The 22,793-nt window shown below is 55.3% G+C and carries 16 protein-coding genes, 2 tRNA genes and 1 other annotated feature; of the genes, 4 read left to right on the top strand and 14 right to left on the bottom strand.

The features are described from left to right. Positions 1-6: 6 nt before the first annotated feature. Positions 7-1,065: a phosphoheptose isomerase family protein gene (locus tag B5F17_RS01920; protein ID WP_087370212.1), complete on the top strand. Its 1,059-nt coding sequence runs from the start codon at positions 7-9 to the stop codon at positions 1,063-1,065. Between the two features lie 65 nt (positions 1,066-1,130). Here the strand turns inward: B5F17_RS01920 and B5F17_RS01915 are convergent, their stop codons facing one another. The 10 genes from B5F17_RS01915 to B5F17_RS01870 all read right to left on the bottom strand — a co-directional run bounded on the left by B5F17_RS01915 (position 1,131) and on the right by B5F17_RS01870 (position 11,595). Further along, entirely contained in the window at positions 1,131-2,888 is a 1,758-nt protein-coding gene (locus tag B5F17_RS01915) for a [FeFe] hydrogenase, group A (protein WP_087370210.1), read from the bottom strand. After that, positions 2,882-4,717 carry an NAD(P)-binding protein gene (locus B5F17_RS01910; protein WP_087370208.1) on the bottom strand — a complete coding sequence of 612 codons (1,836 nt, stop codon included), beginning with the start codon at positions 4,715-4,717 and terminating at the stop codon, positions 2,882-2,884. The genes B5F17_RS01915 and B5F17_RS01910 overlap by 7 nt, the downstream gene beginning before the upstream one ends. A gap of 75 nt (positions 4,718-4,792) precedes the next feature. After that, positions 4,793-5,470 (bottom strand): Crp/Fnr family transcriptional regulator, encoded by a 678-nt coding sequence (locus B5F17_RS01905; RefSeq protein WP_087370206.1) that lies wholly within the window; start codon positions 5,468-5,470, stop codon positions 4,793-4,795. Between the two features lie 512 nt (positions 5,471-5,982). Then, positions 5,983-7,317, bottom strand: a complete 1,335-nt coding sequence (locus B5F17_RS01900; RefSeq protein WP_242968688.1) for an MATE family efflux transporter — start codon at positions 7,315-7,317, stop codon at positions 5,983-5,985. Positions 7,318-7,362: 45 nt separating this feature from the next. After that, on the bottom strand, positions 7,363-7,872 hold the full coding sequence (locus B5F17_RS01895; RefSeq protein WP_087370204.1) for a hypothetical protein: 510 nt from the start codon (positions 7,870-7,872) through the stop codon (positions 7,363-7,365). Positions 7,873-7,945: 73 nt separating this feature from the next. Further along, the gene (locus tag B5F17_RS01890) at positions 7,946-8,536 is read right to left on the bottom strand and encodes a hypothetical protein (RefSeq protein ID WP_087370202.1); all 591 of its coding nucleotides are present in this window, start codon (positions 8,534-8,536) and stop codon (positions 7,946-7,948) included. A gap of 21 nt (positions 8,537-8,557) precedes the next feature. Next, the gene (locus B5F17_RS01885) at positions 8,558-8,929 is read right to left on the bottom strand and encodes a type II toxin-antitoxin system PemK/MazF family toxin (protein WP_016147595.1); all 372 of its coding nucleotides are present in this window, start codon (positions 8,927-8,929) and stop codon (positions 8,558-8,560) included. 98 nt (positions 8,930-9,027) lie between these two features. Continuing rightward, positions 9,028-10,152 carry an alanine racemase gene (gene alr, locus B5F17_RS01880; RefSeq protein ID WP_087370200.1) on the bottom strand — a complete coding sequence of 375 codons (1,125 nt, stop codon included), beginning with the start codon at positions 10,150-10,152 and terminating at the stop codon, positions 9,028-9,030. An 18-nt stretch (positions 10,153-10,170) separates the two neighbouring features. Beyond that, entirely contained in the window at positions 10,171-10,719 is a 549-nt protein-coding gene (locus tag B5F17_RS01875) for a hypothetical protein (protein WP_087370198.1), read from the bottom strand. 27 nt (positions 10,720-10,746) lie between these two features. Further along, the gene (locus tag B5F17_RS01870) at positions 10,747-11,595 is read right to left on the bottom strand and encodes an NAD(P)H-hydrate dehydratase (RefSeq protein WP_087370196.1); all 849 of its coding nucleotides are present in this window, start codon (positions 11,593-11,595) and stop codon (positions 10,747-10,749) included. Positions 11,596-11,722: 127 nt separating this feature from the next. On the opposite strand from B5F17_RS01870, the gene B5F17_RS01865 reads away from it, so the two are divergent. Then, positions 11,723-11,799 (top strand) — tRNA-Pro (locus B5F17_RS01865). A 376-nt stretch (positions 11,800-12,175) separates the two neighbouring features. Here B5F17_RS01865 and B5F17_RS01860 read toward each other — a convergent pair. Next, positions 12,176-12,808, bottom strand: a complete 633-nt coding sequence (locus B5F17_RS01860; RefSeq protein ID WP_087370194.1) for a class I SAM-dependent methyltransferase — start codon at positions 12,806-12,808, stop codon at positions 12,176-12,178. Between the two features lie 229 nt (positions 12,809-13,037). Then, positions 13,038-13,300 (top strand) — a binding site (T-box leader). A 75-nt stretch (positions 13,301-13,375) separates the two neighbouring features. Here B5F17_RS01860 and B5F17_RS01855 point away from each other — a divergent pair. Beyond that, positions 13,376-14,761: a TrpB-like pyridoxal phosphate-dependent enzyme gene (locus B5F17_RS01855; protein ID WP_087370192.1), complete on the top strand. Its 1,386-nt coding sequence runs from the start codon at positions 13,376-13,378 to the stop codon at positions 14,759-14,761. A 40-nt stretch (positions 14,762-14,801) separates the two neighbouring features. Here the strand turns inward: B5F17_RS01855 and B5F17_RS01850 are convergent, their stop codons facing one another. Continuing rightward, positions 14,802-15,668 (bottom strand): DMT family transporter, encoded by an 867-nt coding sequence (locus B5F17_RS01850; protein WP_087370190.1) that lies wholly within the window; start codon positions 15,666-15,668, stop codon positions 14,802-14,804. A 120-nt stretch (positions 15,669-15,788) separates the two neighbouring features. On the opposite strand from B5F17_RS01850, the gene B5F17_RS01845 reads away from it, so the two are divergent. Further along, a tRNA-Leu gene (locus B5F17_RS01845) sits at positions 15,789-15,875 on the top strand. An 87-nt stretch (positions 15,876-15,962) separates the two neighbouring features. Here the strand turns inward: B5F17_RS01845 and B5F17_RS01840 are convergent. Both B5F17_RS01840 and B5F17_RS01835 read right to left on the bottom strand, forming a co-directional pair. Then, positions 15,963-16,661, bottom strand: coding sequence for an N-acetylmuramoyl-L-alanine amidase (locus B5F17_RS01840; protein ID WP_087370188.1), 699 nt, complete (start codon positions 16,659-16,661; stop codon positions 15,963-15,965). 14 nt (positions 16,662-16,675) lie between these two features. Beyond that, positions 16,676-22,771, bottom strand: coding sequence for an LPD38 domain-containing protein (locus B5F17_RS01835; protein ID WP_087370186.1), 6,096 nt, complete (start codon positions 22,769-22,771; stop codon positions 16,676-16,678). Positions 22,772-22,793 lie beyond the last annotated feature (22 nt).

The following is a 22,793-nucleotide window of genomic DNA, read 5'->3' as shown; positions in this document are numbered from 1 at the left end:
CCAACCATGTATCGAAAGTATGTCCTTCGCCTGATCGGTGTGGTCGTCGGCCTGCTTTTGCTGTCCGCGGCGACCGTCCTTGTGCTCGACCCGGCGTTCCAGTATCACCTGCCCCTGCCCGGCATCGAAGCAACCTATACCAATGAGCGCTATCAGAATGCCGGTCTGATTAAAAATCAGGACTATGACTCGGTGTGCATCGGCTCATCGGTCACCTCCAACTTCCGCGCAAGCTGGTTTGACGAACGGTTTGGCGGAAAAACACTCAAAGCCAGCTATCCCGGCGGTACATTCGCGGACTTCGACATTGCACTCGAAACCATCTACGCCACCCACGACATTGAGCGCGTCTACTGGAGTCTCGACCCCCGTCTGCTGGCTGCCGACCCGCAGGACAGCGAGTCCATGCCCACCTATCTCTACGACTTCAACCCGCTCAACGATATCCAGTATGTACTCAATAAGGATATCCTGCTCGAGTCCTGTGCACAGACCGTCCTGGCTACACTGACCGGAACCCATACCGATCTGGACGAGGCCTTTGTCTGGGAGACCGAGGACACCAAGTACGGTCTGGATGTCGCCATCGCGTCTTACGAGCGTCCCAAGGATATCGGATTCCAGTACGACCGCCACGTCTTCAACGAGGACCTGCGCAAGAATCTGGAAATCATCGATAAATGGGTAGACGGTCACCCCGAAACCACCTTCTACCTCTATTTCCCGCCGTACTCGACGCTGTACTTTGACAGCATCAAGCGTCAGGGTCAGATCGACGCCATGATGTTCCTGCTCTACGACACAGCAAACCGCTATAAGGATAAGGAAAACGTCAAGTTCTACAGCTTCATCGATCAGAACGCCATTACCACGAACTACGACAACTACACCGACATGGTGCACTACCGCAGCGAGGTCAACCGCTACATTGTCGATTACATGGCCGACAATCCGCCGCTTGACGCTTCGGGTGTCGAGGCGATGGCAAGCCATCTGCGCTCGCTCATGGCAAACTACGACTTTGACAGTCTCTATCCCCCGTCTGTACAAGATAAATATAAGTAAACGCAAAAGGAGTGCCGCACAATCTCGTGCGACACTCCTTTTTGATAGGAAGTAGAAGTAATCGATTAGCGCTTGTTATAGTCGGGATGGGTCGGCATGAACCAGCCGCTGTGCTCGGTGTGCAGCAGCGTCTCGGCCAGTTCGGACAGCGGCCGTCCCAGATACTCGCGGTAGAGCGCCTGCACATCGGGGTTTTCATGCGAGAAGCGCAGGTTTGCGACCTCGTCCAGTCCGTACAGCACCGAACCACGGCTGTAGGCCAGCTCTTCGCCGTCGTGGATGGGCTGACCGCCGCCGCCCGCGCAGCCGCCCGGACATGCCATAACTTCGACAAAGTCATACCGGACGCGCTTTTCGCGCATGGCTTCGATCAGTCTGCGGGTATTGCCCAGTCCGCTGACCACTGCAACATGAATGGGTGTGCCTGCGATGTCAAAATCGGCTTCACGCCAGCCCTTGTCACCGCGCACATCGCGGAAGGCATCGGCAGGCGGGTTTTCACTGGTAACCATATAATAAGCGGTACGCAGCGCGGCTTCCATAACACCGCCGGTCGCGCCAAAGATCACGCCCGCACCGGTGCCCGTGCCGAGCGGCGAGTCGCACGCCTCCTCGGGCAGATTTTTAACGTTGATCTGATCGGCACGCAGCATGCGGTCGACCTCACGCGTGGTCAGTACCAGATCGACGTCCTTGCCATAGTCCTCATTCTGCATGGTGCTGAGATCGCACTCGGACTTTTTCGCCAGACAGGGCATGATGGAGATGCAGAACAGTTTCTTGGGATCAACGCCGATCTTCTTGGCAAACCAGGTCTTGGCCGTCGCGCCGAACATCTGCTGCGGCGACTTGGCCGAGGACAGAAGTGCGGTCATGTCGGGATACTGCGACTTGAGGAAGCGCACCCAACCGGGACAGCACGAAGTAAACATGGGACCGTTGCGCAGTGCGCCGCTCTTGAGGCGCTCGAGGAATTCTGCGCTCTCCTCCATGATGGTCAGGTCAGCCGAGAACGTGGTATCAAAGATATAGTCAAAGCCCATCCGACGCAGGGCCGCAGTCAAACGGGCAACCGTCGCCTGCTCAGGTGCCAGACCAAAGGCTTCGCCCCAAGCTGCACGCACAGCCGGTGCAATCTGGACAACGGTCACGATATCCGGATCAGCCAGCGCATCCAGCGCGCGCTGTACGTCGTCGCGCTCGCGCAGCGCACCGACCGGGCAATGGGTGATGCACTGGCCGCACAGGGCACAGTCGGCATCCTTGATGCGGCGGTTATACGATACGTCGATGGTCGAGCGGCCGCCCGAACCGGTCAGCTCCCAAATGCCGAGTGACTGCATTTTCTCACACACCTGCACACAGCGCATGCACTTGATGCACTTCTTGGCATCGCGGTACAGCGGGAAGGTGGTCGTCCACATGGCGTGGATGCCGTGCGGCAGGTCTTCCTCGTAGGGATTGACCAGAATGCCCAGATCGTTCGCGAGCTCCTGCAATTTGCAGTTGCCCGAGCGCACACAGGTTGCACAGTGGCAATCATGCTGGGACAGGATCAGCTCAACATTGACTCTTCTGGTCTCACGAGCGCGGGGCGAGTTGGTATGTACGACCATGCCCTCACGCACCGGATTGTTGCAGGCGGTCACCATACGGCGTTCGCCCTCGACTTCGACGCAGCACACACGGCACGCGCCGATCTCGTTTAAGTCCTTGAGGTAGCACAGGGTGGGAATGACGATTCCGGCCTGCGCCGCCGCTTCCTTGATGGTCGTGCCTTCGGGCACGGATACGGTGATTCCGTTGATCGTTACGTTTACCATCTTTCCTGTCTCCCTCCCTTGAAATTGCCGTAGCCAAAGTGATCGCATCGCAGGCAGCGCGAAGATTCCTGCATGGCCTCGCCCTCGGTCATGCCGAGAGACGCCAGCTCAAAATCGCATACGCGCTCGGCTGCCGGACGGCATCCGGGCTGCACGCGGCCGCAGGCCGGGGTGTTGGTCAGACGAGCAGGCGGAACGGTCACGTCCGCGCTGATCTCGTGATGGAAGCCCAGGAATGCGTCGATGTTGGCCGCCGCGACCTTGCCGGCAGCGACAGCGCGAATAACGGTTGCAGGGCCGGTGACTGCGTCGCCACCGGCAAAGACCTTGGACTTTTCCTTGACGAAGGAGTCGGGCAGCGCCGAAATCGCGCCGCGCACAGTCGGAATACCGGCCTCCTCGAAGGTCTTGGAGTCAATACCCTGACCGATGGCCACGACCACGATGTCGCAGGGCGTGTGCAGGTCGGGCAGACCGGCGTTAACCGGACGCGGACGGCCATCCTTGCCCACCGGGCCGATCTGCTGGGGACGGGTGACAATCGCGCAGACGTTGCCCTGTTCGTCGGCTTCAATGGCAACCGGTGCCTGAAGCGGCATGATCTCGCAGCCTTCCTCGGCTGCCTCGGCGATCTCGTCGGCCAGCGCGGTCATGTCCTCTACGCGGCGGCGGTACATACAGGTGACCGAAGCCGCGCCCAGACGGCGCGCGGTGCGGGTTGCGTCCATAGAGACGTTGCCGCCGCCGATGACGACGACGTGTTTGCCCGTGAAGTCGGGTGCTTTTCCGCTGCCGGTTGCGCGCAGCAGCTCGACTGCCGACAGCACACCCTTGCTGTCCTCGCCCGGAATGCCAATCTTTTTATCGTTCTGTGCGCCGATGGACAGATAAATTGCGTCAAACTCATCTTCCAGACGCTCAAAGGAGATATCTTCGCCAATGCTCACACCGGTATGTACCTCGACACCGGTGGACAGGATGCAGTCAATGTCGGCATCGAGCACAGCCTGCGGCAGGCGGTAATCGGGAATGCCGTAGCGCAGCATACCGCCGAGCTTTTCCAGACGGTCATAGACCACGACCTGATGCCCCATCAGCGACAGGAAATACGCTGCGGACAGACCGCCCGGGCCGCCGCCGATGACCGCGATGCGTTTGCCCGTCGAGGGTGCGCAGGCCGGAGCCGGAACCACACCCGCGTGCTCGACCGCGTAGCGCTTGAGGCCGCAAATGTTGATCGGTGCGTCCACCATGCTGCGGCGGCATCTTGCCTCGCAGGGATGCTCACAGACGAATGCACAGGTGCTCGGGAACGGATTGTCCTTGCGAATGAGGCGTACCGCATCGGCGTAGCGCTTTTCGTTGATGAGCGCGATATAGCCCGGAATATCCACACCTGCCGGACACAGAGAGACACAGGGTACCGGCTGCGTCAGTCCGGTGATACAGCGATGATTGACCACGTGCTCAACGTAATCCTCTCGGAAGCCCTGCACGCCGCGCAGCACCATCTCGGCTGCCTCGGCGCCGATGGCACAGTCGGACGAAGCGGCAATGACACGTGCGGTCTTTTCGATCAGGTTGATGGTTTCGAGGCTTGCCTCACCGTCGAGTACCGACTCGACCAGTCGGGTCAGCTGACCCAGACCGATACGGCAGGGCGAACACTTACCGCAGGTTTGCGCGTGGCACAGGCGCAGGAAAGAGAGCGCCATGTCGACCGGACACAGTCCCGGAGGGCTGGCGGCAATGCGGCGTTCTACGTCACGGTAGAGCCCTTCCACCACGGTCTGTGCGCGGCTGGGCGTCTCGATGTACATTCTGCTCATAAGCCAAAGATTTCCCCTTTCGCTCTAAAATATTTTCTCTCCATTCTCGTTGTGATAAACAGAACACCGGCACAATCAGGACTCTGATCGGTCGGTGAACAACGTAAAATGACTGCGCTGGAAATCCAGCAGTCCTTCCCGTTTCATACAGCTGAGCACCTGAGACAGGGCGCTGCGGTCAACAGACAGGTAGTCGGCCAGCTCCTGGCGGTTAAACGGAATATCAAAACTGGAACTGCCCTGCGCTTCAGCCTGATCGGACAGATAAGCGAGCAGTTTCTCTCGGGTCGTGCGTCGGGAAAGGTGATCGATCTTGCGGGAAAGCATCAGATTTTTGCCTGCAAGAATGTGCATGAGGTTGTTGACCAGACGCACATGGAATGCACAAACGTGGGTGCACATGGTCAGTGCCTGCGCGATGTTGATGAAGAGCACCTCACAGTCCTCGGCTGCAATGACGCTCACAGTGAGCGGTGTGCCGGGTGCACAGGCGTAGGATTCTCCGAACAAGTCGCCCGCAGCAGACTCGCCCAAAATACTCCGATTGCCCCAGAAGTCATCGCGCAGGATGACCGCTCTGCCGCTCAGCACCAGTCCCACACTCTGTACCCGCTCGCCCTCATGCCAGATCACCGCATCCTTCGGATAGGTACGGCGCACCGGCCGCAGACAGCCGAGCAAAGCCTCTATTTCCTGCTGTGTAATCCCTGCAAACAGGGCACAGTGCTGTAAACGCTCGATCATATCGCCCATCTCTCCCTCTCGCTCTGACCTGTTTTTCCCAGTATACCGCGTTCCCGCAGGCATGTAAAGTAATTTTTGACCAAATGGTAAAATTCTTTGTGAGAAACAAGCGCTCATCTGTTAAATTTGCAACAAAGTCTTTGCAGCTGTCCGCAGCATCTATACGCGGCACAGTCTCAAAATAGACAGTAAGATGCAATCGATTCCCCATTGTGAAAGACCTGACAAAAACGAACAAAGCCACCGGGCAAACCGGTGGCTTTGTCACAAGGATTTTAGAATTTGAGGATGATTCAGGGGGTAGAACATGTTCCCACGCGTTCATACAGTGGGAGCATATCAAAGAGGGGGATGGTCAGGAGTTGGCACGCATCCGATTCAAGGGGTTCCGGACGCCTCCTGACTACGGTTATTATTATATCATGTCTTTTTCTTTTTGCAAGCGCTATATAACCAAATATTCTCCAAAATTTTTGCACGCGTTTTTGTTATATTGTACAACATTCGTGTATTTCCTCGACTTAACCACCATACGGGTATATCCGCCGATAGCGCCACACGCAGAAAATGGACACGCAAAGCGCCAATCCCTCGGCAATCGGTGCGGCAAACCATACGCCCGTCACGCCAAACAGCGCTGCCATGAGGATGATACTGCCCGACAGGAAGAACAGCGTGCGCAGGAAGGACAGGAACGCCGAGACGCGCCCATTGCCGAAAGCAGTGAACAGTGCCGAAGCAAACAGGTTGCATCCCTTACACAGATAGCTCAGACCATAGCAGCGCAACCCCTCGACCGCAAGTACATATACCGCGCTGCCTGCCGGCGTGAACACGGTTGCCAGCGTACCACCGAATAAACGCGTGCCCAGCGTCATACAGACACCGACACACAGGCATAACAGCACGCTCAGACGGAAAATCTTGCGAATATTGGCCTTGTCCCCTTTTCCGTAGTTGTAGCTGATAAGCGGTGCAACGCCCATCGCATAGCCTAGACTGACTGCGACCAGTACAAAGTCTAGGTACAGTACGATCGCGACCGCGGCCACGCCGTCCTGTCCCAGCAGGCGCATCATGGTGATGTTAAACAAGAAGGTGGTCACGCTCTCGGATAAATAGCTGACCATCTCGGACGATCCGTTTGCCGCCGCGTGCGCCAGCTGCTTCCAGTTGCGGGTCGGACGCACCAGACGAAAAGCTGCCTTGGAGTAAAAGCGGAAATAGCACAGGCCGAAAATCGCCGGAATGCAGAAACCGATTCCAGTCGCGAGGGCTGCGCCAGAGATGCCCCATCCAAAGACACCCATAAACACCAGATCGAGCACGACATTGACAATGCCGCTGCCGACCGTCAGAATCAATCCGATCTGCGGCTTGCCTGCGGCCACGATCAGGGTCTGAAACTGAATTTGCAGCATGCTCATGGGCAGAAAGCAAACGACCGGGAATGCGTAACCGTAGCAGTACGGGAACAGCACGTCATTGGCACCCAGCATGCGGATGATTGGCCGCAAGAAAATGAGCACCAGAGCGGCGAAGGCAATGCCGATGACGATGGTGACCGACAGGACGAAGGAGAAAATCTCATTGGCTCCCTTCTGGTCGCCCTGTCCCAGTTTGCGCGAGACAATCGCGGTCGTACCCGTTCCGAACATGGTGCCCAGGGCGACCACAACGCCCAGAATGGGATACACAACATTGATGGCTGAAAACGCCTCGGTTCCGACCAGATGCGACACCAGTGTACCGTCGACCACGGTGTACATGGACAGTACAATCATCATAACGATGGATGGCAGCGTAAAGCGCAGCAGAAATGTCGGTGTGATCGGGTGATCCATTGCATGTTTCACGGAGGCTCCTCCTTTTCTTTCTGTTCTGTCCTCCTATTCTATCATCTACCGCCCTGCTTGAAAAGGGACAGACTTGCGGCGTACATGCAAAACCGCCTGACCGTCTGCAACCGTGCAGGCGGTCAGGGCAAAGGCCAACGGACACGCCTGCCCTGCGGCAAAAGGGGCTTGTATGCAGAATCCTCCGTCTTCCGGCTGACAACGCACCACACCGTTCATAATCAGCGCGTCCAGCTTGACATCTCCGGTCACAGCCGGTCGGCTTTCTGCCAGTTCACTGCCCTCCCCGGTATCCAACACATAGCGCGTGGGCAGGCTGTCTGCCGTGTATCCTGCCGTGCGCAGCGCATACCATGACAGCGTGCGCTGGACGCGCAGGCTGTCCCCCACCGGTTCGGCCACGTCAATGCGCAGCGGCGCACAGCCATCCCGCAGACCGTATAACCGCAAAATGTCATTGGTCTGCACCCGGCATTCGGCCACAAAGCGCACGCCGTCATCCTGCACCTCGACCTGTATCTGGCCTACCGTCTGTCCTCGGTACGATACCTCCATGCGCCGCCCTCCCCTTTCCGCGCATACAAAAAGCGCGTATCTACTTCTCATAGATACGCGCCTTGCATTCTTTTTATGCCACCGAATAATCGCCCGAGATCAGCACCTTGGTGCGCTCGGTCGCCTGCAAGCCCGCCGACTGGGTGGTCGCCGTGTACAGGGCGTACAGGTCAAGCGCCTCGCCCTCGGACAGCTCGCCCACCTCGGACAGGTTGACCAGTCCACGGCCGCCGCTCTCGACACAGGTCGCCGCACCGCTGCGTAGTACGACCTCTGCCCCGGCTGCGAGATAAACCTTCTGTCCCGCCGACAGCGTCAGCGACTGCCAAGTGCCGCTGTCCGCCGCCGTGCCGCCGCCTGCGGCCGACACACGCTTTAAGAAGGTCTCATCCGACGCAACCGCTGCCGCTGCCGCTGTGATGCTCTCGTTGAGCTTCTGTGACAGCTCATTGATGCGTGCCGACAAGGTATTGGCCTGTGCGTTTGCCGCGTTCTCAGCCGTCTGCATGGCCTTGGGCGTGATGACCGCATCCAGATAGCTCTGCGTCACCAGCGGATCGTCCGATGACCCTGACTGCGCCACCGCGAAATAACCCGATACCAGCAGGCAGACCATAAGCACGGCTGCGGTCGAGGTGATAAATCTCTGTTGTTTTATCTTCATCCCATTCACTCCGTTGTCTGTTTATCCCTGCGGCGCGCCCGATGCGCCCAGCCCAAAGCTGACCGCCAGTGCCTGATCGATCCGCCGCATGTGATCTGCGTCCAGTGTACCCATTTTCTCGCGCAGGCGCTTTTTGTCCAGCGTGCGGATCTGCTCCATCAGGACAACCGAATCCTTGGTCAGTCCGAACGAGCGCGCACCGAGCGAGATATGTGTGGGCATTTTTGCCTTGTTGACCTGCGAGGTGATGGCGGCTGCAATGACGGTCGGGCTGTATCGGTTGCCCACGTCATTCTGGACAATAAGTACCGGCCGGATACCGCCCTGCTCACTGCCGACCACCGGACTGAGATCAGCATAGTAAATATCTCCGCGTTTGACTTTATGTTCCACGCTGTTCAACCTCCGTTTTCTCAATAGGACTTTGTACTCCTATTTTCCCCGCATCGGAGGCAGATATAACCGTACCAAACCGGAATTTTTTAGGTGTCTTATAAGTACACACGCGGGATGCGGTGCGACACCGCGCACAGCACCTCGTAGGAGATCGTACCCGCCGCTTCTGCGAGGGTGTCTGCGGTCACTGCCGCGTCACCGAATACGGTCACAACGTCGCCGCGTGCCGCCTTCACGCCCTCAGGCAGGCGCACCATGAGCATATCCATGCACACACGTCCGATGACCGGAACGGCCTGTCCGTCCACGACAACAGCCGCACGGCCCGAGCAGGCACGCAGATAACCGTCGGCGTAGCCGATAGCAACAACCGCCTCACGGATGGTCTCCTCGGTGCGGTAGGTGCAGCCGTAGCTGACCAGACGATCCTTTTCCAGCTCACGCACCTGCACGATGTGGGTCTTGACCGTCATGACCGGACGGACGTTGATGCGCACCGGATTTGCCGGGTCGGGCTGATAGCCATACAGGATGATACCCGCGCGCACCATGTCCAGATAGCTGTCGGCATACTGCACGACACCGCCGCTGTTGGCACAGTGCTTGATGGGCAGCGGCAGACCGGCCTGTTCCAGACCGTCGCAGACCTTACGGAACAGATCGAGCTGCTTGTGAGTGAATTCAATGTCCTCGGGCGCTGCCGTATCCGCAACCGCGAAGTGCGTAAACGCACCGCTGACCTCGATGCCGGGCAGCTTGGCGATCTCCAGCAGCTCGTCGATGGTCTGCTGGGTGCGGTTTGCCTGGAAGCCCAGACGAGACATGCCGGTGTCCAGCGCAAAATGTACCTTGATCGGCTTGCCCTCTGCGACAGCCGCCTGTGAGAACAACTCGGCGGTCTCACGGTCATAGACCGGGACGGTGATCTCATGGCGCACGATGGCCGGCATATCAATGACATCGACATAGCCCAAAATAAGAATCGGCGTGCGGATACCTGCCGCGCGCAGCTCGAGTGCCTCGTCACCGGTTGCGACGCCAAAGTACGCCGCACCGCGCCGTTCTAGACAGTGTGCGACCGGCACCGCACCGTGTCCGTACGCATTCGCCTTGACGATGCACAGCACCGGACGGCCTGCATGTTTTTGGATGACGTCAAAATTATGTTCCAGAGCGGACAGATCAATCTCTGCCCATGCCCGGTTCTGATTCATTGCCATTTCGGTTCTCCTCGTTGTTCACTGGAATTGCTCAAAATACAGCGTCAGCTGTTTGTCCCCATCGCAGTACAGTTCGGCACAGACCGGCGCCATGGTGTCAGGATTTACCCAGACGGTCTTGGCGATAGCCGGGCTTTGGTCGGCGGTCTCGTAGTGCAGGCGCACTGCAGTGATGTCTCCGACCGGCTCGGTGCTGACCTCGGTCGGCTCACCTGTGCGCAGATCGTACAGCAGATCGGCGATGGCATCCGCCGGTGTCAGTCCGGGGATGTTGTCCCCGCCAAACATCAGCTCGGCCTCGGCATAGCGCAGCGTAAACGCGTCCGCATGCTCGCCCGAGATCTCGACCTGTACGCCCGCAATACTCTCCGGGGCAGTGATTGTCAGTAAATCGTTATCCTCTTTATTATACTCGTAATCGACCTCGTATTCCAGCGCAGAATCACCGAAATCTGATAAAATTTTAGCGTGTGTTTGCGCTGATTGTAACCCCTCATAATACGCACGCACGGTCTCCCCTGCCGGCGGGGCAGAACTGCCGCAGCCTGTGAGCAGAACGAGCAGCAAAACACACCCAAATAATCGCTTCAGCCGTCACCACTCCCTTGTATTGTACTCGTGCAGTACCTCGGGCAGGACACCCAGCATGTCAGTCGGTGTCATGCCGTATTCACTCAGGCGATTGGCGCACACATCACCACAGCGTCCATGCAGCCATGCACCGACTCGCGCTGCGTCTGCCGGACGCAGTCCCTGACCGATGAGCGACAGGATCATACCAGCCAGCACATCGCCGCTGCCGCCCTTGGCCATACCCGGGTTTCCGGTCGTGTTGCACGTCACCGTACCGTCTGGCGCGGCTACGACCGTCCGGTGCCCCTTGAGCAACATTACACAGCCGTAGCGCACGGCAAACGCCGCCGCGTCCTCTGCCGTCGGATGGTCAATGCCGGTCAGGCGTGAAAACTCACCCGCGTGCGGTGTCAGCACAACCGGGTACGCGGTACTGCACAACTTATCTATATGTCCGCCCAGCGCGTTTATGCCGTCGGCATCCAAAACGATTGGACAAGGAAGCGAGGTTAGTGCAGTCAAGGTCAGTTCCCGGAACGCGGCAAAGTGTCCCAGACCGGAACCGATCAGACAAGCTGCACTGCGCTCTGCGCGATGCAGGGCGTCCTGCCAGCGATCTTCAGTATAGGGATAGATGACCGGCTCGTTGAGCTTGACTGCCAGAATGGGATAAATGTCTGCGGGAACGGCCAGCGTCACAATGCCGCTGCCCATGCGCACCGCACCTTGGGCGGCAAAGTACGGCGCACCGGTATAGCCGCTCGAACCGCAGAACGCCCACACCCGACCATAATCATTCTTGCTCGTCTCCGGCTTTCGACCGGGCAGTAAGGCATCTGCCTGTGCCTTGGTAAAGCGCTCTATTTGCATCAAAAATCGCCCTCCAAAAAAATCCAAAAAAATTTTAAAAATAGTGTTGACAAAAAGGCCTGTTATAGATATAATAAAGAAGCTGTCAGCGAGAGTCAAGAAAAAACGACAGCGAACAACAAAAAATCGAGGTGTGGCTCAGCTTGGTAGAGCGCTTCGTTCGGGACGAAGAGGCCGCAGGTTCGAATCCTGTCACCTCGACCATCTTAACAGCATTCAGTAAATCTGGATGCTGTTTTTTCATTTCTGCATAAATTTTTCGTCAGGATTCGAACCTGCTTTTAATCGCGCCGCGAGCCGAAACCACACCGAAGGTGTGTGTTTCGAATCCTGTCACCTCGACCTCGTCGCTGTGGACGTCGTATCCCTCGCAGCGACTTTTTCAAAGTCACTTCTCGCTCACTTTGTCACAGCTCCTCTTCCAACACGACCCGCTGCGCTGGGCTCGTGTCGGAGCCTATTACAGCATTCAGTAAATCTGGATGCTGTTTTTTCATTTCTGCATAAATTTTCGTCAGCATTCGAACCTGCCTTTCAATCGCGCCGTGAACCGAATTCACACAAGCGCCATTTTTACGAATCAGGAGTCTTCCCGCATCGCCAACACACAAAGCCAATGTTTTTTCTGATTGTGATATACCGTGACATCGGAAAATCCAGCTTCTTTCAGAAAGCCTGACAGCTGCGCTTGGTTGAAAATTCGCAGTCCATCGATCGCAGACAACCACTTGTCATCTCCGGCCTTCATCCCATCCGACTCATTCACGATCAGGAATGTTCCACCCGGCTTTAAAATCCGATACACTTCCCGAAAACTCTCGGTCGGACCAGGCCAGAAATACACCGTTTCAAACGCGGTAACCAGATCAAACCTTGCATCCTCAAAAGGTAATTTGGACACATCCCCCTGCACAATGCGGCAGCGTCCTTTTTGTATCTCGCGCCGATTGACCCGTCTGGTTTTTTCCACGGAGATTTCCGAGTAGTCCAGCGCAGTCACTTTGGCAGTCGAATATCTCTGCAAAAGTGCCCTGACATTTCGTCCACCGCCGCAGCCTAACTCTGCGATCTCCGCAATTCCTGTTTGCGGCAGATATTGCATTCCCCAATCCGCAACTTCAGCATGTGCACGATTCATACCGGCAACCATCCACCTGCCCAACAAACCTTCCGGCTTGCGGGTATTACCGAAAAATAATTTCAAAATTTCCATAATAACCTCCAAAAATTATTTTTAGTTAGTCCCCGCTAACTTATATTTACTATACCCTCTTCCCGCAGAAAAAGCAACTAAATATACGCTGTATGTGATGCAAACAATCTTTTATGAACACTTTCAGTATTTGCTGTCAATTTATAAATTCTTCTGTTATCTCTTGAATTTTTTCAAAAAAATGCTTGACAAATCATGTTTCCGCTTATATACTGTACTCAATTAAATTCCTAAACCGATGAAAAAGAAGAGTACCCGAAATTCGGATTCGCACAGAGAGCCGCGGCATGGTGGGAGCGCGGTCGAGGATGGTTCGGGGAATGGACTTTGGAGGGCAGATCGAACGGGTCAAATTTTGACCTCAGTAGTGCGACGGGGACTCCGCCCGTTATCAGTGGAGCCTGCATTGATCTCGATGCAGAATTTGAGCGGACGTATTTTATGCGTCAATCCGGGTGGCACCGCAGAGGTTTCAGCGCCTTTGTCCCAGAATTGTTCCTTGGGACGATGGCGTTTTTTTCATGCCTTCTTCCCACAATCAACTGATTTTCAAAGGAGTGTATGAACATGACCAAGATTCCCCATCGCCTGTATTTGACCGAAGACCAGATGCCCAAGCAGTGGTTCAATCTGCGTGCGGTCATGAAGGAACAGCCCGACCCGATGCTACATCCGGCAACCCTCCAGCCCATGACCGAGCGCGATCTCTACCCGATTTTCTGCGAAGAACTCGCCCGTCAGGAGCTGGACGAAACCCATGCTTATATCGATATCCCGGAAGAAATCCAGGAAATCTACAAAATGTACCGTCCTTCCCCGCTGATTCGTGCCTACGCACTGGAAAAAGCACTGGGAACTCCGGCTAAGATCTACTACAAGTTCGAGGGCAACAACACCTCGGGCTCACACAAGCTCAACTCGGCAGTTGCACAGGCCTACTACGCCAAGCAGCAGGGTCTGTCCGGCGTGACCACCGAGACCGGTGCCGGTCAGTGGGGCACCGCGCTGAGCGAAGCGTGCAGCTACTTCGATCTGACCTGTGACGTGTTCATGGTCAAGTGCTCCTATGAGCAGAAGCCCTTCCGCAAGGCAGTCATGCGCGTCTTTGACGGCAGCATTACCCCTTCCCCGTCCACAACCACCGAGGTCGGCCGCAAGATTCTGGCCGAGCACCCGGACACCACCGGCAGCCTGGGCTGCGCGATCTCGGAGGCCGTTGAGGCTGCTGTCAAGAGCAACGGTTCCAAGCGCTATGTATTGGGTTCGGTGCTCAATCAGGTACTGCTGCACCAATCCATCATCGGTCTGGAGAGCAAGATTGCCATGGAGCAGCTGGACGAATACCCCGACATCGTCATCGGCTGCGCAGGCGGCGGCTCCAATCTGGGCGGTCTGATCGCGCCGTTCATGGCTGACAAGATCACCGGCAAGTCCAATCCCCGTATTATCGCCGTCGAGCCCGCTTCCTGCCCGTCTCTGACCCGCGGCAAGTACGCATACGACTTCTGCGACACCGGCAAGGTCACCCCCATGGCGCGCATGTACACGCTGGGCTGCGGCTTCATCCCCTCTGCCAACCACGCAGGCGGTCTGCGCTATCACGGCATGAGCCCCATCCTGTCTAAGCTGTATCACGACGGCTACATGGAGGCGGTCTCCTACGAGCAGACCAAGGTATTCGACGCCGCCGTTCTGTTTGCAAAGCGCGAGACCATCCTGCCCGCGCCCGAGTCCGCACACGCCATCCGCTGCGCGATCGACGAAGCACTCAAGTGCAAGGAGAGCGGCGAGGCCAAGACCATTCTGTTCGGTCTGACCGGCACCGGATACTTCGACATGGTTGCCTATGAAAATTATCTGAATGGCAACATGAACGACTATATCCCGACTGACGCTGATCTTCAGGTTGGTTTTGACTCCCTGCCCGACATCCCGCAGAACAAGAATATTTGATAGAAAAAGCGCACGGTCTAATGAGCCGTGCGCTTTCGTTTTAATAAGATTTGATTGCCCGTCGATTGTAGCAGAACATACCGATGGACACGCCGCAAATGATGCAGTAACCCAGAACACTCAGCCAGTCGGGAATCTGACCGAACAGGAAGAATCCCAAAATGGCGGCAAAGACGACCTGCGAATAGTCGAAAACCGAGATTTCGCTCGCCGGTGCGTTGGAATAAGCCGCTGTGATCGAGAACTGACCGCCAGCCGCTGCAAAACCTGCACCCAGCAGGCTGAGCGTCTGCGCCAGCGTCATCGGCTCGCCGTGCATGAGCAGCCAGGGCACGACCGACAGGCAGGAAAAACCGGAAAAGAAGAATACAATATATGCACCGCGTTCCTCACGCTGGCTGAGCGCACGTACTGCCGTATACGCTGCACCCGCACACACGCCACCGACAAATCCCACCAGTGCCGGGAAAAATTCGGTCAAATCAAAGCTGGGCTTAATGATACACAGCGCACCGCCAAATGCGACGATGATCGCAGCCGCCTGCACCGGCTTGACCTTCTCATGCAGGAAGATCAGCGAAAAGATAATGGCTGCAAACGGCGACAGTTTGTTGAGCATGGACGCATCGGACAGCAGCAGATGGTCGATCGCATAGTAGTTACACAAAATACCGATCGTGCCAAAGCTTGCACGCACGATCAGAAGCGGTAAATTGCCCTTTTTCCAGCGGAATCCACCGCCCTGCCGCATCAAAATGATCAAGGCGAACACAAACGCAACTGCATTGCGGAAGAAACTTTTCTGCACCTGCGGCAGGTCACCCGCCAGCCGAACAAACGCGTTCATCAGGGCAAAACAGAATGCCGAGCACAGAATAAACAGGATACCTTTGGTTTTTGAGTTCACGTTTCCCACGCCCTCCCCGTGTTTTCATGGTATATTTTATCTATATGTATGATACCACGCAGATGTTTTTTTCTCAAGGCTCTTGCACGCCTTCTAAAAATCTGCTATAATATTTTAGACGCCGGTATGATGGAATTGGTAGACGTAGCGGACTCAAAATCCGCCGGTGGCGACACCGTGCCGGTTCGACTCCGGCTACCGGCACCAAATAATCCGAAAGCGTATGTAATATCGCCATATTTATTCGGAATTATATTGAAAAGGGACTGATTTCATCAATCAGTCCCTTTTTTCTTACTCCATTGCCTTTGCCAGTTTCTTGACCAGTGCTTCACCATACTGATAATTCAGTAAATAGCGAATGGTCTGGTCTTCCAGTCCGGCCTTCTTCTTGATCGTCTGAGCGGCAATCATCGTCTCTGCATCCTCGGATGCAATCGGCGCTTCCGGTACGCCCAACGTCTTGAGGATACCCCTCGCATACGCTCTGCCGAATGCCTGCTGCTCTTGGGCCGTATCGAAAGCTGCGCGATCCTTGGCATTGTCAATAAATCCAATCTCAGCAATGACTGCCGGACAAGCCGTATCCCGAATGAACGCATAATAGTCACGGCCCAAGCTGCCCTCTCTGGTCTTACAGCCTCGGCTATTCTGCCCCAAGGCTTTGACTTCCTGCTCGATAGCCAGGGCAAGCGATTTACCCTTGCCGCCGTGGGTCGTATAATACGCCTCAAAGCCATCGCCGCTACCGGCATTGACATGAATATCAAGCGCCAGGTCAGGCGCATAGGCGTTGCACTCGCGCACCTCCTCGTTGACGGGGTCGTTCTCATCCTTGGTACGGCTGAGCCTCACCAATACGCCATGCCGTGCAAGCTCTTCCTGGCAAGCCAGCGCCATTGCAAGGGTCATATCTTTCTCACGATAACCGTCTGCCACCGCGCCGGTATCCGTGCCGCCATGACCCACGCCCAAAAATACCTTATATGCCATTTTACATACTCCTTTCATTTACCTAACTTCGGCAGTTTCGGTAAGCCAGTCAGCCGACGCAGCGTATTTTCAGTGCTGCTGCTCGAAGATGACTTTGATTTACTGCCGCTGGACGAAGTTTTTTTGCTGCTGGAAGATTTGCCGCTGCCGCTGGATGACGGTGCTTTCCATCCAAATGCCCCGCATACCGCGCCTATCTGTGCCGTGGTAAAGCCCTTATCACGCATTTCCTGCACAATATCATCTTTTTTGTAAGTATACGAACCGTCTGCATCCTTGGCATTCTTCATATCTTTGATCTCATAATACGTCTCGATCGACAAGCCGGACTGTTCCAGTGCGTCTGCATAAGCCTGCTCATTTTTACCGCCGTTCTTGCGCATCATTTCAAACGTATAGTTCTCCGATTTGGCTGGATTCATATTGAAATATTTAAAGTCATTCTCAACCTGACTGCGCACATCATCCGACAGTCCCATTCCATCCAGATACATAGAGAACGCAGTCGCCTTGGCCTGTGCCTTTCCTTTTTCCAAATCATCCAGCTCGTCACCAATCTGACTGTACTCGTTTGCGATCTCAAAGAACAGGGACGGCGCAACCTTACCCTTGTATGTCTTGTCCCAATCCTCTTTTCGGCTATCGCTCAGATAGGGAATCAGCAAGTGTTCATAGAGACCTTCCTTTTGCTCGTCTGTGAGTGTATCATCTCCTTCCAGATACCCCGCAAGCTTTGCCCGATCTGCCGCAGAACTGGTCTCCTTATCCTTTTGCAGCAGCCGATACCGGTCATCATACCGGACAAAGTCGGTATACGGCGTTCCGTTTTGCTCGTATGCCGTGCGGGCTTCCCGCTGCTTTTCGTCGGTCAAGTGGGAAATTTCCGGGACATAGGTTTTCGCCCAGGCATCCCGTTCCTGTTCTGCCTTCCCCTTTGCACCCAGCGCAATGCGGTTGATTTCTCTCCGGATTTCGCGCGTCTGTGCTTCCTGTTCCTGCTTGCTGATCGTAGTGTCGGACAAAATCTCACGTTCCCGCTTGCGCAGCTCGGAGATTTCGCTGCTGGATGCTTGCAGCGCGGACAGATATTTTTCTTCCGGTGTGATGACGCGCGATTCCAGACCTTCGGTTAGATTTTTATCGTTTGCCGCGGTCTCAGCCTCCGAAAGTTCCTTGTAGAACGCATCGGTCACGCCGCTTTGATAGAGCGGGTCAGCGGTCATTTTTCGAGCCACCGGTTCGGCAATGACTGCCTTTAGCACATCCTTCACGCTCTTACTTCCCTGCTGCGTACTGCCCAGAATCATATCACCGACAAATCCCAGATTGGAGTCGATCAGATAATCTGCCTGAATGGGTGCCATCTTGGGGAACAATCGTCCGAGTGTGGCATTCCACGCCTTGGATGCCGCGATACCCGCCTTGGATGTCGTATAGTCGTATTGATTTTCGGGCGACAGATTGGCGAGTCGTTCCGGGATGATGCTACGCCCAGCAAAATCCTGATTGGTCGGCAGGTCAATAAAAATGGTCTTTGCAATATTATCCGTGAACGGGTTTGACGGTGCAATATTGGTGAGAAATTGTCCGCCGATCCCATCCAGCGCGGTTTCCGGATCTTCGCCATCGCGCAGCCGCAGGAACCGTTCCAGCAGTGCACCCATCGCCACGCCGTACTCGCGCGACTTCGGGATCTTGATAAAGGTGCCCTTACCGGTTGGGATACAGTAGTAGTTATCCTTTGTACGGTCATTGAGATGCTGATAGTCCTCATCGTCCCGGTTGAGCATATAGAGCAGTATGGTGGGCAGCGCAATGATCTCTGCCGCACGCCGCGTGGTTAAGAACGGATGGTTCTTGAGCTGCCGTGCCATCTTGTCCAATCCTTGTAGACTGGCATTGAGATAGGCGCAGTAGTTCTCGGCTGCCTTCGCCATGGGCGCCGATCTGGAGAAGTTGGTCGTGACATCTGCCGCCGCCTGCATGGCTTTGGCACGTCCTTCCTGCGTGTCTCCATATTTGCGGATGGCCGCACGGTACTCGTTGAAACGCCAAAGCGCTTCGGTATTTTCGCTGACCATCTCGAACGGCGTACCGATCATATCGACGGCACGGCGCACGCCGCGGTGCTCTGCCGTCTTGGCGCTCTCACGGAATCCCTTCTCGTTGTGATAGAATCCACTGTTCTTTCCGCCCAGGGCTTGGAACGTCTGCCATTCCGCAGAATTCTGCTGCATGCTGCGGATAGTTCCGCCTACATCCAGCAAATATCCCGCAAGAGTTTTTCGACCGGATGTGGTATTGATGTACGCAGTCTGAAAATCCTTAGGGAAGTTTGATAGGAAAAACAGCGGATTGCGTCCGGTTGTCAACTGCTTGAATGGATTTGTCACCCATTTTGCAATTCTTGCGCCGAATGCATCCGACGCACCCCGATCCTGTCCGTACAGATTTTGTAGTCCGGCATAAATTTCAGCATTAACTTCCATCTGAACCGGCTTTCCGTCGATCATCGCTATGATCTGATAGCTTCCGTTCTCTGTCCGCATGGCGTTCTGTGTGACGTTCTCTATGATGCTGTCATACTCGCCTGCCATGGTTTCCAGCGTGGCACTGTTCTGAGCTTTGATGCGAATGAACGGCGCAGCCTGTTTAGGATGCTCAGTTGCGAAGTCATACAGATTGCGGAACAGTTCATTGCGTCGTGCCGCTTTCACAATGGCATTGACCTGCATCATTTCCGCGTCCTCAAACGGGATGATTTCGCTGATATCACCCACCGCCTGCCGGATGGGACTCATACTGTCTACCCGTCCGCGCCGCGTAATGTCTGCATTTCCCCATTCGTCCCTTGCACGGAAGGTCTGCACATAGTCCGGGTACTTGTCTTTGAGTACCTGCCATTGTGCCTGGCTCATAAGACCCGAACCAACCGCCCACTCCTGCATAAAGTCGTCGTGGAAACGCTGTATTGCCTCAGCCTGTTTCTTCAGCTCCGGATGTGCCTGTTCCAGCTCCTGCACAATTTTCCGGCTCTCCTCGGCTGTATAGGGTATCGTCTGGCTTTTGCCCTCCTCGCGCCTGCCAAGTACCGGTTTATCGGTGACCGCTGCCAGTTGTCTCTCGCGCTCGATCACGTCCAGAAACTCCAATGCAGTTACCTGTAAATAACCGTGCTCAGTGCGTGCGATCTCCTGAAGCTGGGATTCGGTCAATGTTGCCATGCTCGGATGCTGTGCCCGCAGCGCAGCCAGCTCATTCCGGACGGTTTCCAACCCGGGCGCGGCCTTTTCTTTCAGACTCATTCGGTCAATGTTGTGCTTATGCTGTCGGTACAAGTTCAGCAGCTCGCTATGCTCTGGTGTGAGCGCTCCGACCAGATCGTTCCAGCTGTCTCCCATGCGGTTTCCCGCCCGATCGACCATATGACCTGCCGCGATCATGTCCACGGTCGCATCTGCCGTGCGCGACATCTGCACAAGGTCTTCTGCATTGGCGCGGTTGGGGTTGATCTTCTTCTGTGCCTTGGCCACCGCCTCCAGCTCTGCCTGACCGCTGATGAAGTTGCGGTAAAGGTCTTTCGCGGCAGCTTTCACCCGTCCGGGACTTGTCTGCCCGGTCGTGTCCTGCGCATCTGCCTGTATTTCAGCCTGCGGGATACCATTCTGCGCCGCGTTCTGCTCTGCTTCCGCGTTCCATGCCTCCATATAGTCCATGGACTTCTGCATACCTGCCTGGGCGCTCTGCTCCGCTGCCCGGATTTCCGCCGCAGTTTCAGGCGGATTTTCGATTCCGGTCACCCGTCGCAAAACGTCCCCGGTCTGGTTGTTTCTCACACCCGCTTGTGCTATACTATAAGCAACAAGAGTATCATCAGCCATCGCATTCGGCAATTGGAGCCTACTTGAAAGAAGCTGATTGATGCTCTTGTTATTTTTTGTGTACAGAATATTTTCCCCATTTTCGCCAAAAAGCGCTTCCAGATTGCGCTTACCGTATGCACTCGGGATGGCATTTTCTACGGTTAATGTACCGTCTTTTCCAAAATGTACCGGGATAATCACCGGATTACCCTGTGTGTCATTCCATGCGGTCAGCACAACGACGCTGTCGCCTTCCGTCTTGGATTTCAGAATTGCGATTGGGTCTGCAAGCTGCTCCGGCAGATGCTTGAGCGCTGGGATGCCTAGATTGTGCTTACCACCAAGATATCCAGGTGGATAGGCAATTTTTCGTGCAGTCGTCTGTGTCATGGTCAATGGTGCTTGCATTCCATATTTCGCAACAACATCCGGTGTATCCCCTAAGAATATTTTTTTACTTGTTGGCATATTTCCAGAGAAAACCGCATCAATCTGTGCGCGATAAGCATTTCTCTGTTGAATTTTCGGATTTTTCAACGTTTCTCCCATCGCCCAGCGCAATGCTTCTGAAACCGAGTTGCTTTTCGCGTCCTCTTGTGCTATACTATGAGTAACAAGAGTACCGTCAGCCATCGAGTCAGGCAATTGGAGCCTGTTCAAAAGAAGCGGATCGGTGCTCTTGTTATTTTTTGTGCTAATTTCGGATTCTGCCTGTGCAAACCTTTCATCCCCCAACGCTTCATGCACGCTGTCCCATATGCTGACCTGTCCCCGATTTTTCTGGGTATCCATCAACATATCTGCGTCGACCGATCTTGCCGCACTTCCCAGTCCTCCAAACACCGCACCAGACACCGCGCCCATTCCCATATTCTGCGCAAGCTCAGCCAGTGAAAATGTCGCATTCGGGTCTTTGGCTACCTTATCCGACAGATAATTAAGCGCATAACTCGCGCCTTCTTCGCTGGCTTCCACGCCCATCTGACGCAGCATATTCTTAATCATCTGCCGTGCCGTACCTGTGCCCTGTACCGATTTCAAAAAGCTGTCAATGGAAAACTTTTCAGTCACACCCTCGATGAGTCCAGAGACAATACCGCGCGTCAACGCCTCGTTTGCGCTGCCGCCATTTGCCTGAACTTCGTATGCTTTGCTGCCGGCTGCACTTGTACCCATATACGCCGCGCCAGCTGCCGCACCCAACGGGCCAAGCGCAGCAAGAGCCATACTAGGTGCATTCTGCGCAATGCTAATACCTGCATCGGTCAAAAACTTTCCGACTGTTCCCATGTCATCGGTTGCCAGCTCACGCATTCGAGCAGACTCCCGCATCGCACGCGACGCCGCGCCGTCAAAATTGATCGTCGCATCTCCATACTTGCGTTTATAATCACTGCCCAAGTCGGACAGATCGCGCGTCAGACTGTTCTTGCCCTGATCCAGCAAAAACGCAAGCTCATTGCCGACCGACGCTTTCGCAGTCTCATAAGCAGAACCCAAACTGCCTTTTGTTCCCGCAATCGCTGCCCGCAGCGCCTGTTCGACAGACGGCAAATTTTCTTCCATCTGCCGCTTATATGTCCGCTGCTCGGCCAGCTTATCATTCAGCTTTTGCATTTGCAGCGGGCCTTGAGTCAGATTGCGCAGCGCATCCGCAACAGGAATTGCCGAAAACGGCCCTGCCTGGTCTTTGGCCAGCATAGAGGTCTTAGGCAGCGTCCCTTGAGCTTGTGCGCGTTTCTGAAGCAGCTGATTGAGCGTGCTCGCCCGCTTTGCATCGACCGCTTTCTGCACGCTGCTCTTCGTCAGCCCGTCGGTCTTGATCGGCCCTCGCCCAAGTTCCAAAACCTTGTTTGTACTTGGTGCAGCCTTTTTCTTTGCAGCTGTATCCGCAGCCTTTTTGGCCTGCTGGACGCTCGACTTACTTGCCGGGCTATTGGTCAGGATACTGCTTTTCTTGGCTGCCTGCTGTACCGCCTTTACCGGATTGGCTCCGGCCTTCGCCATTGAAAGATTTTCTTTGCTGTTGACAACAGTACCTTTCTTCTGAATGGGCGAAACTTTCTCATAAGTCGTACCGGTTTTTGCGTCATAGCTCCAACCGGCTTCCTTACGAATCTTGTCTGCCGTAGCATGCGCCGCCGCCATCGCCCGCTTATCGCCCTTTGCCTTCGCCTGCAAATATAGCTTACCCTGACGATTCAGTTCTTCTTGCTTTTTCTTCTTTTCAGCACTTGTCAATGCCATTTCTGCTGCCTCCTATGCAGAA

Source organism: Butyricicoccus pullicaecorum, assembly GCF_002160355.1.
Taxonomy (GTDB): domain Bacteria; phylum Bacillota; class Clostridia; order Oscillospirales; family Butyricicoccaceae; genus Butyricicoccus; species Butyricicoccus pullicaecorum.
Note: the sequence above shows the minus strand (reverse complement) of the source record. Positions and strands in the feature narration are given on the sequence as shown.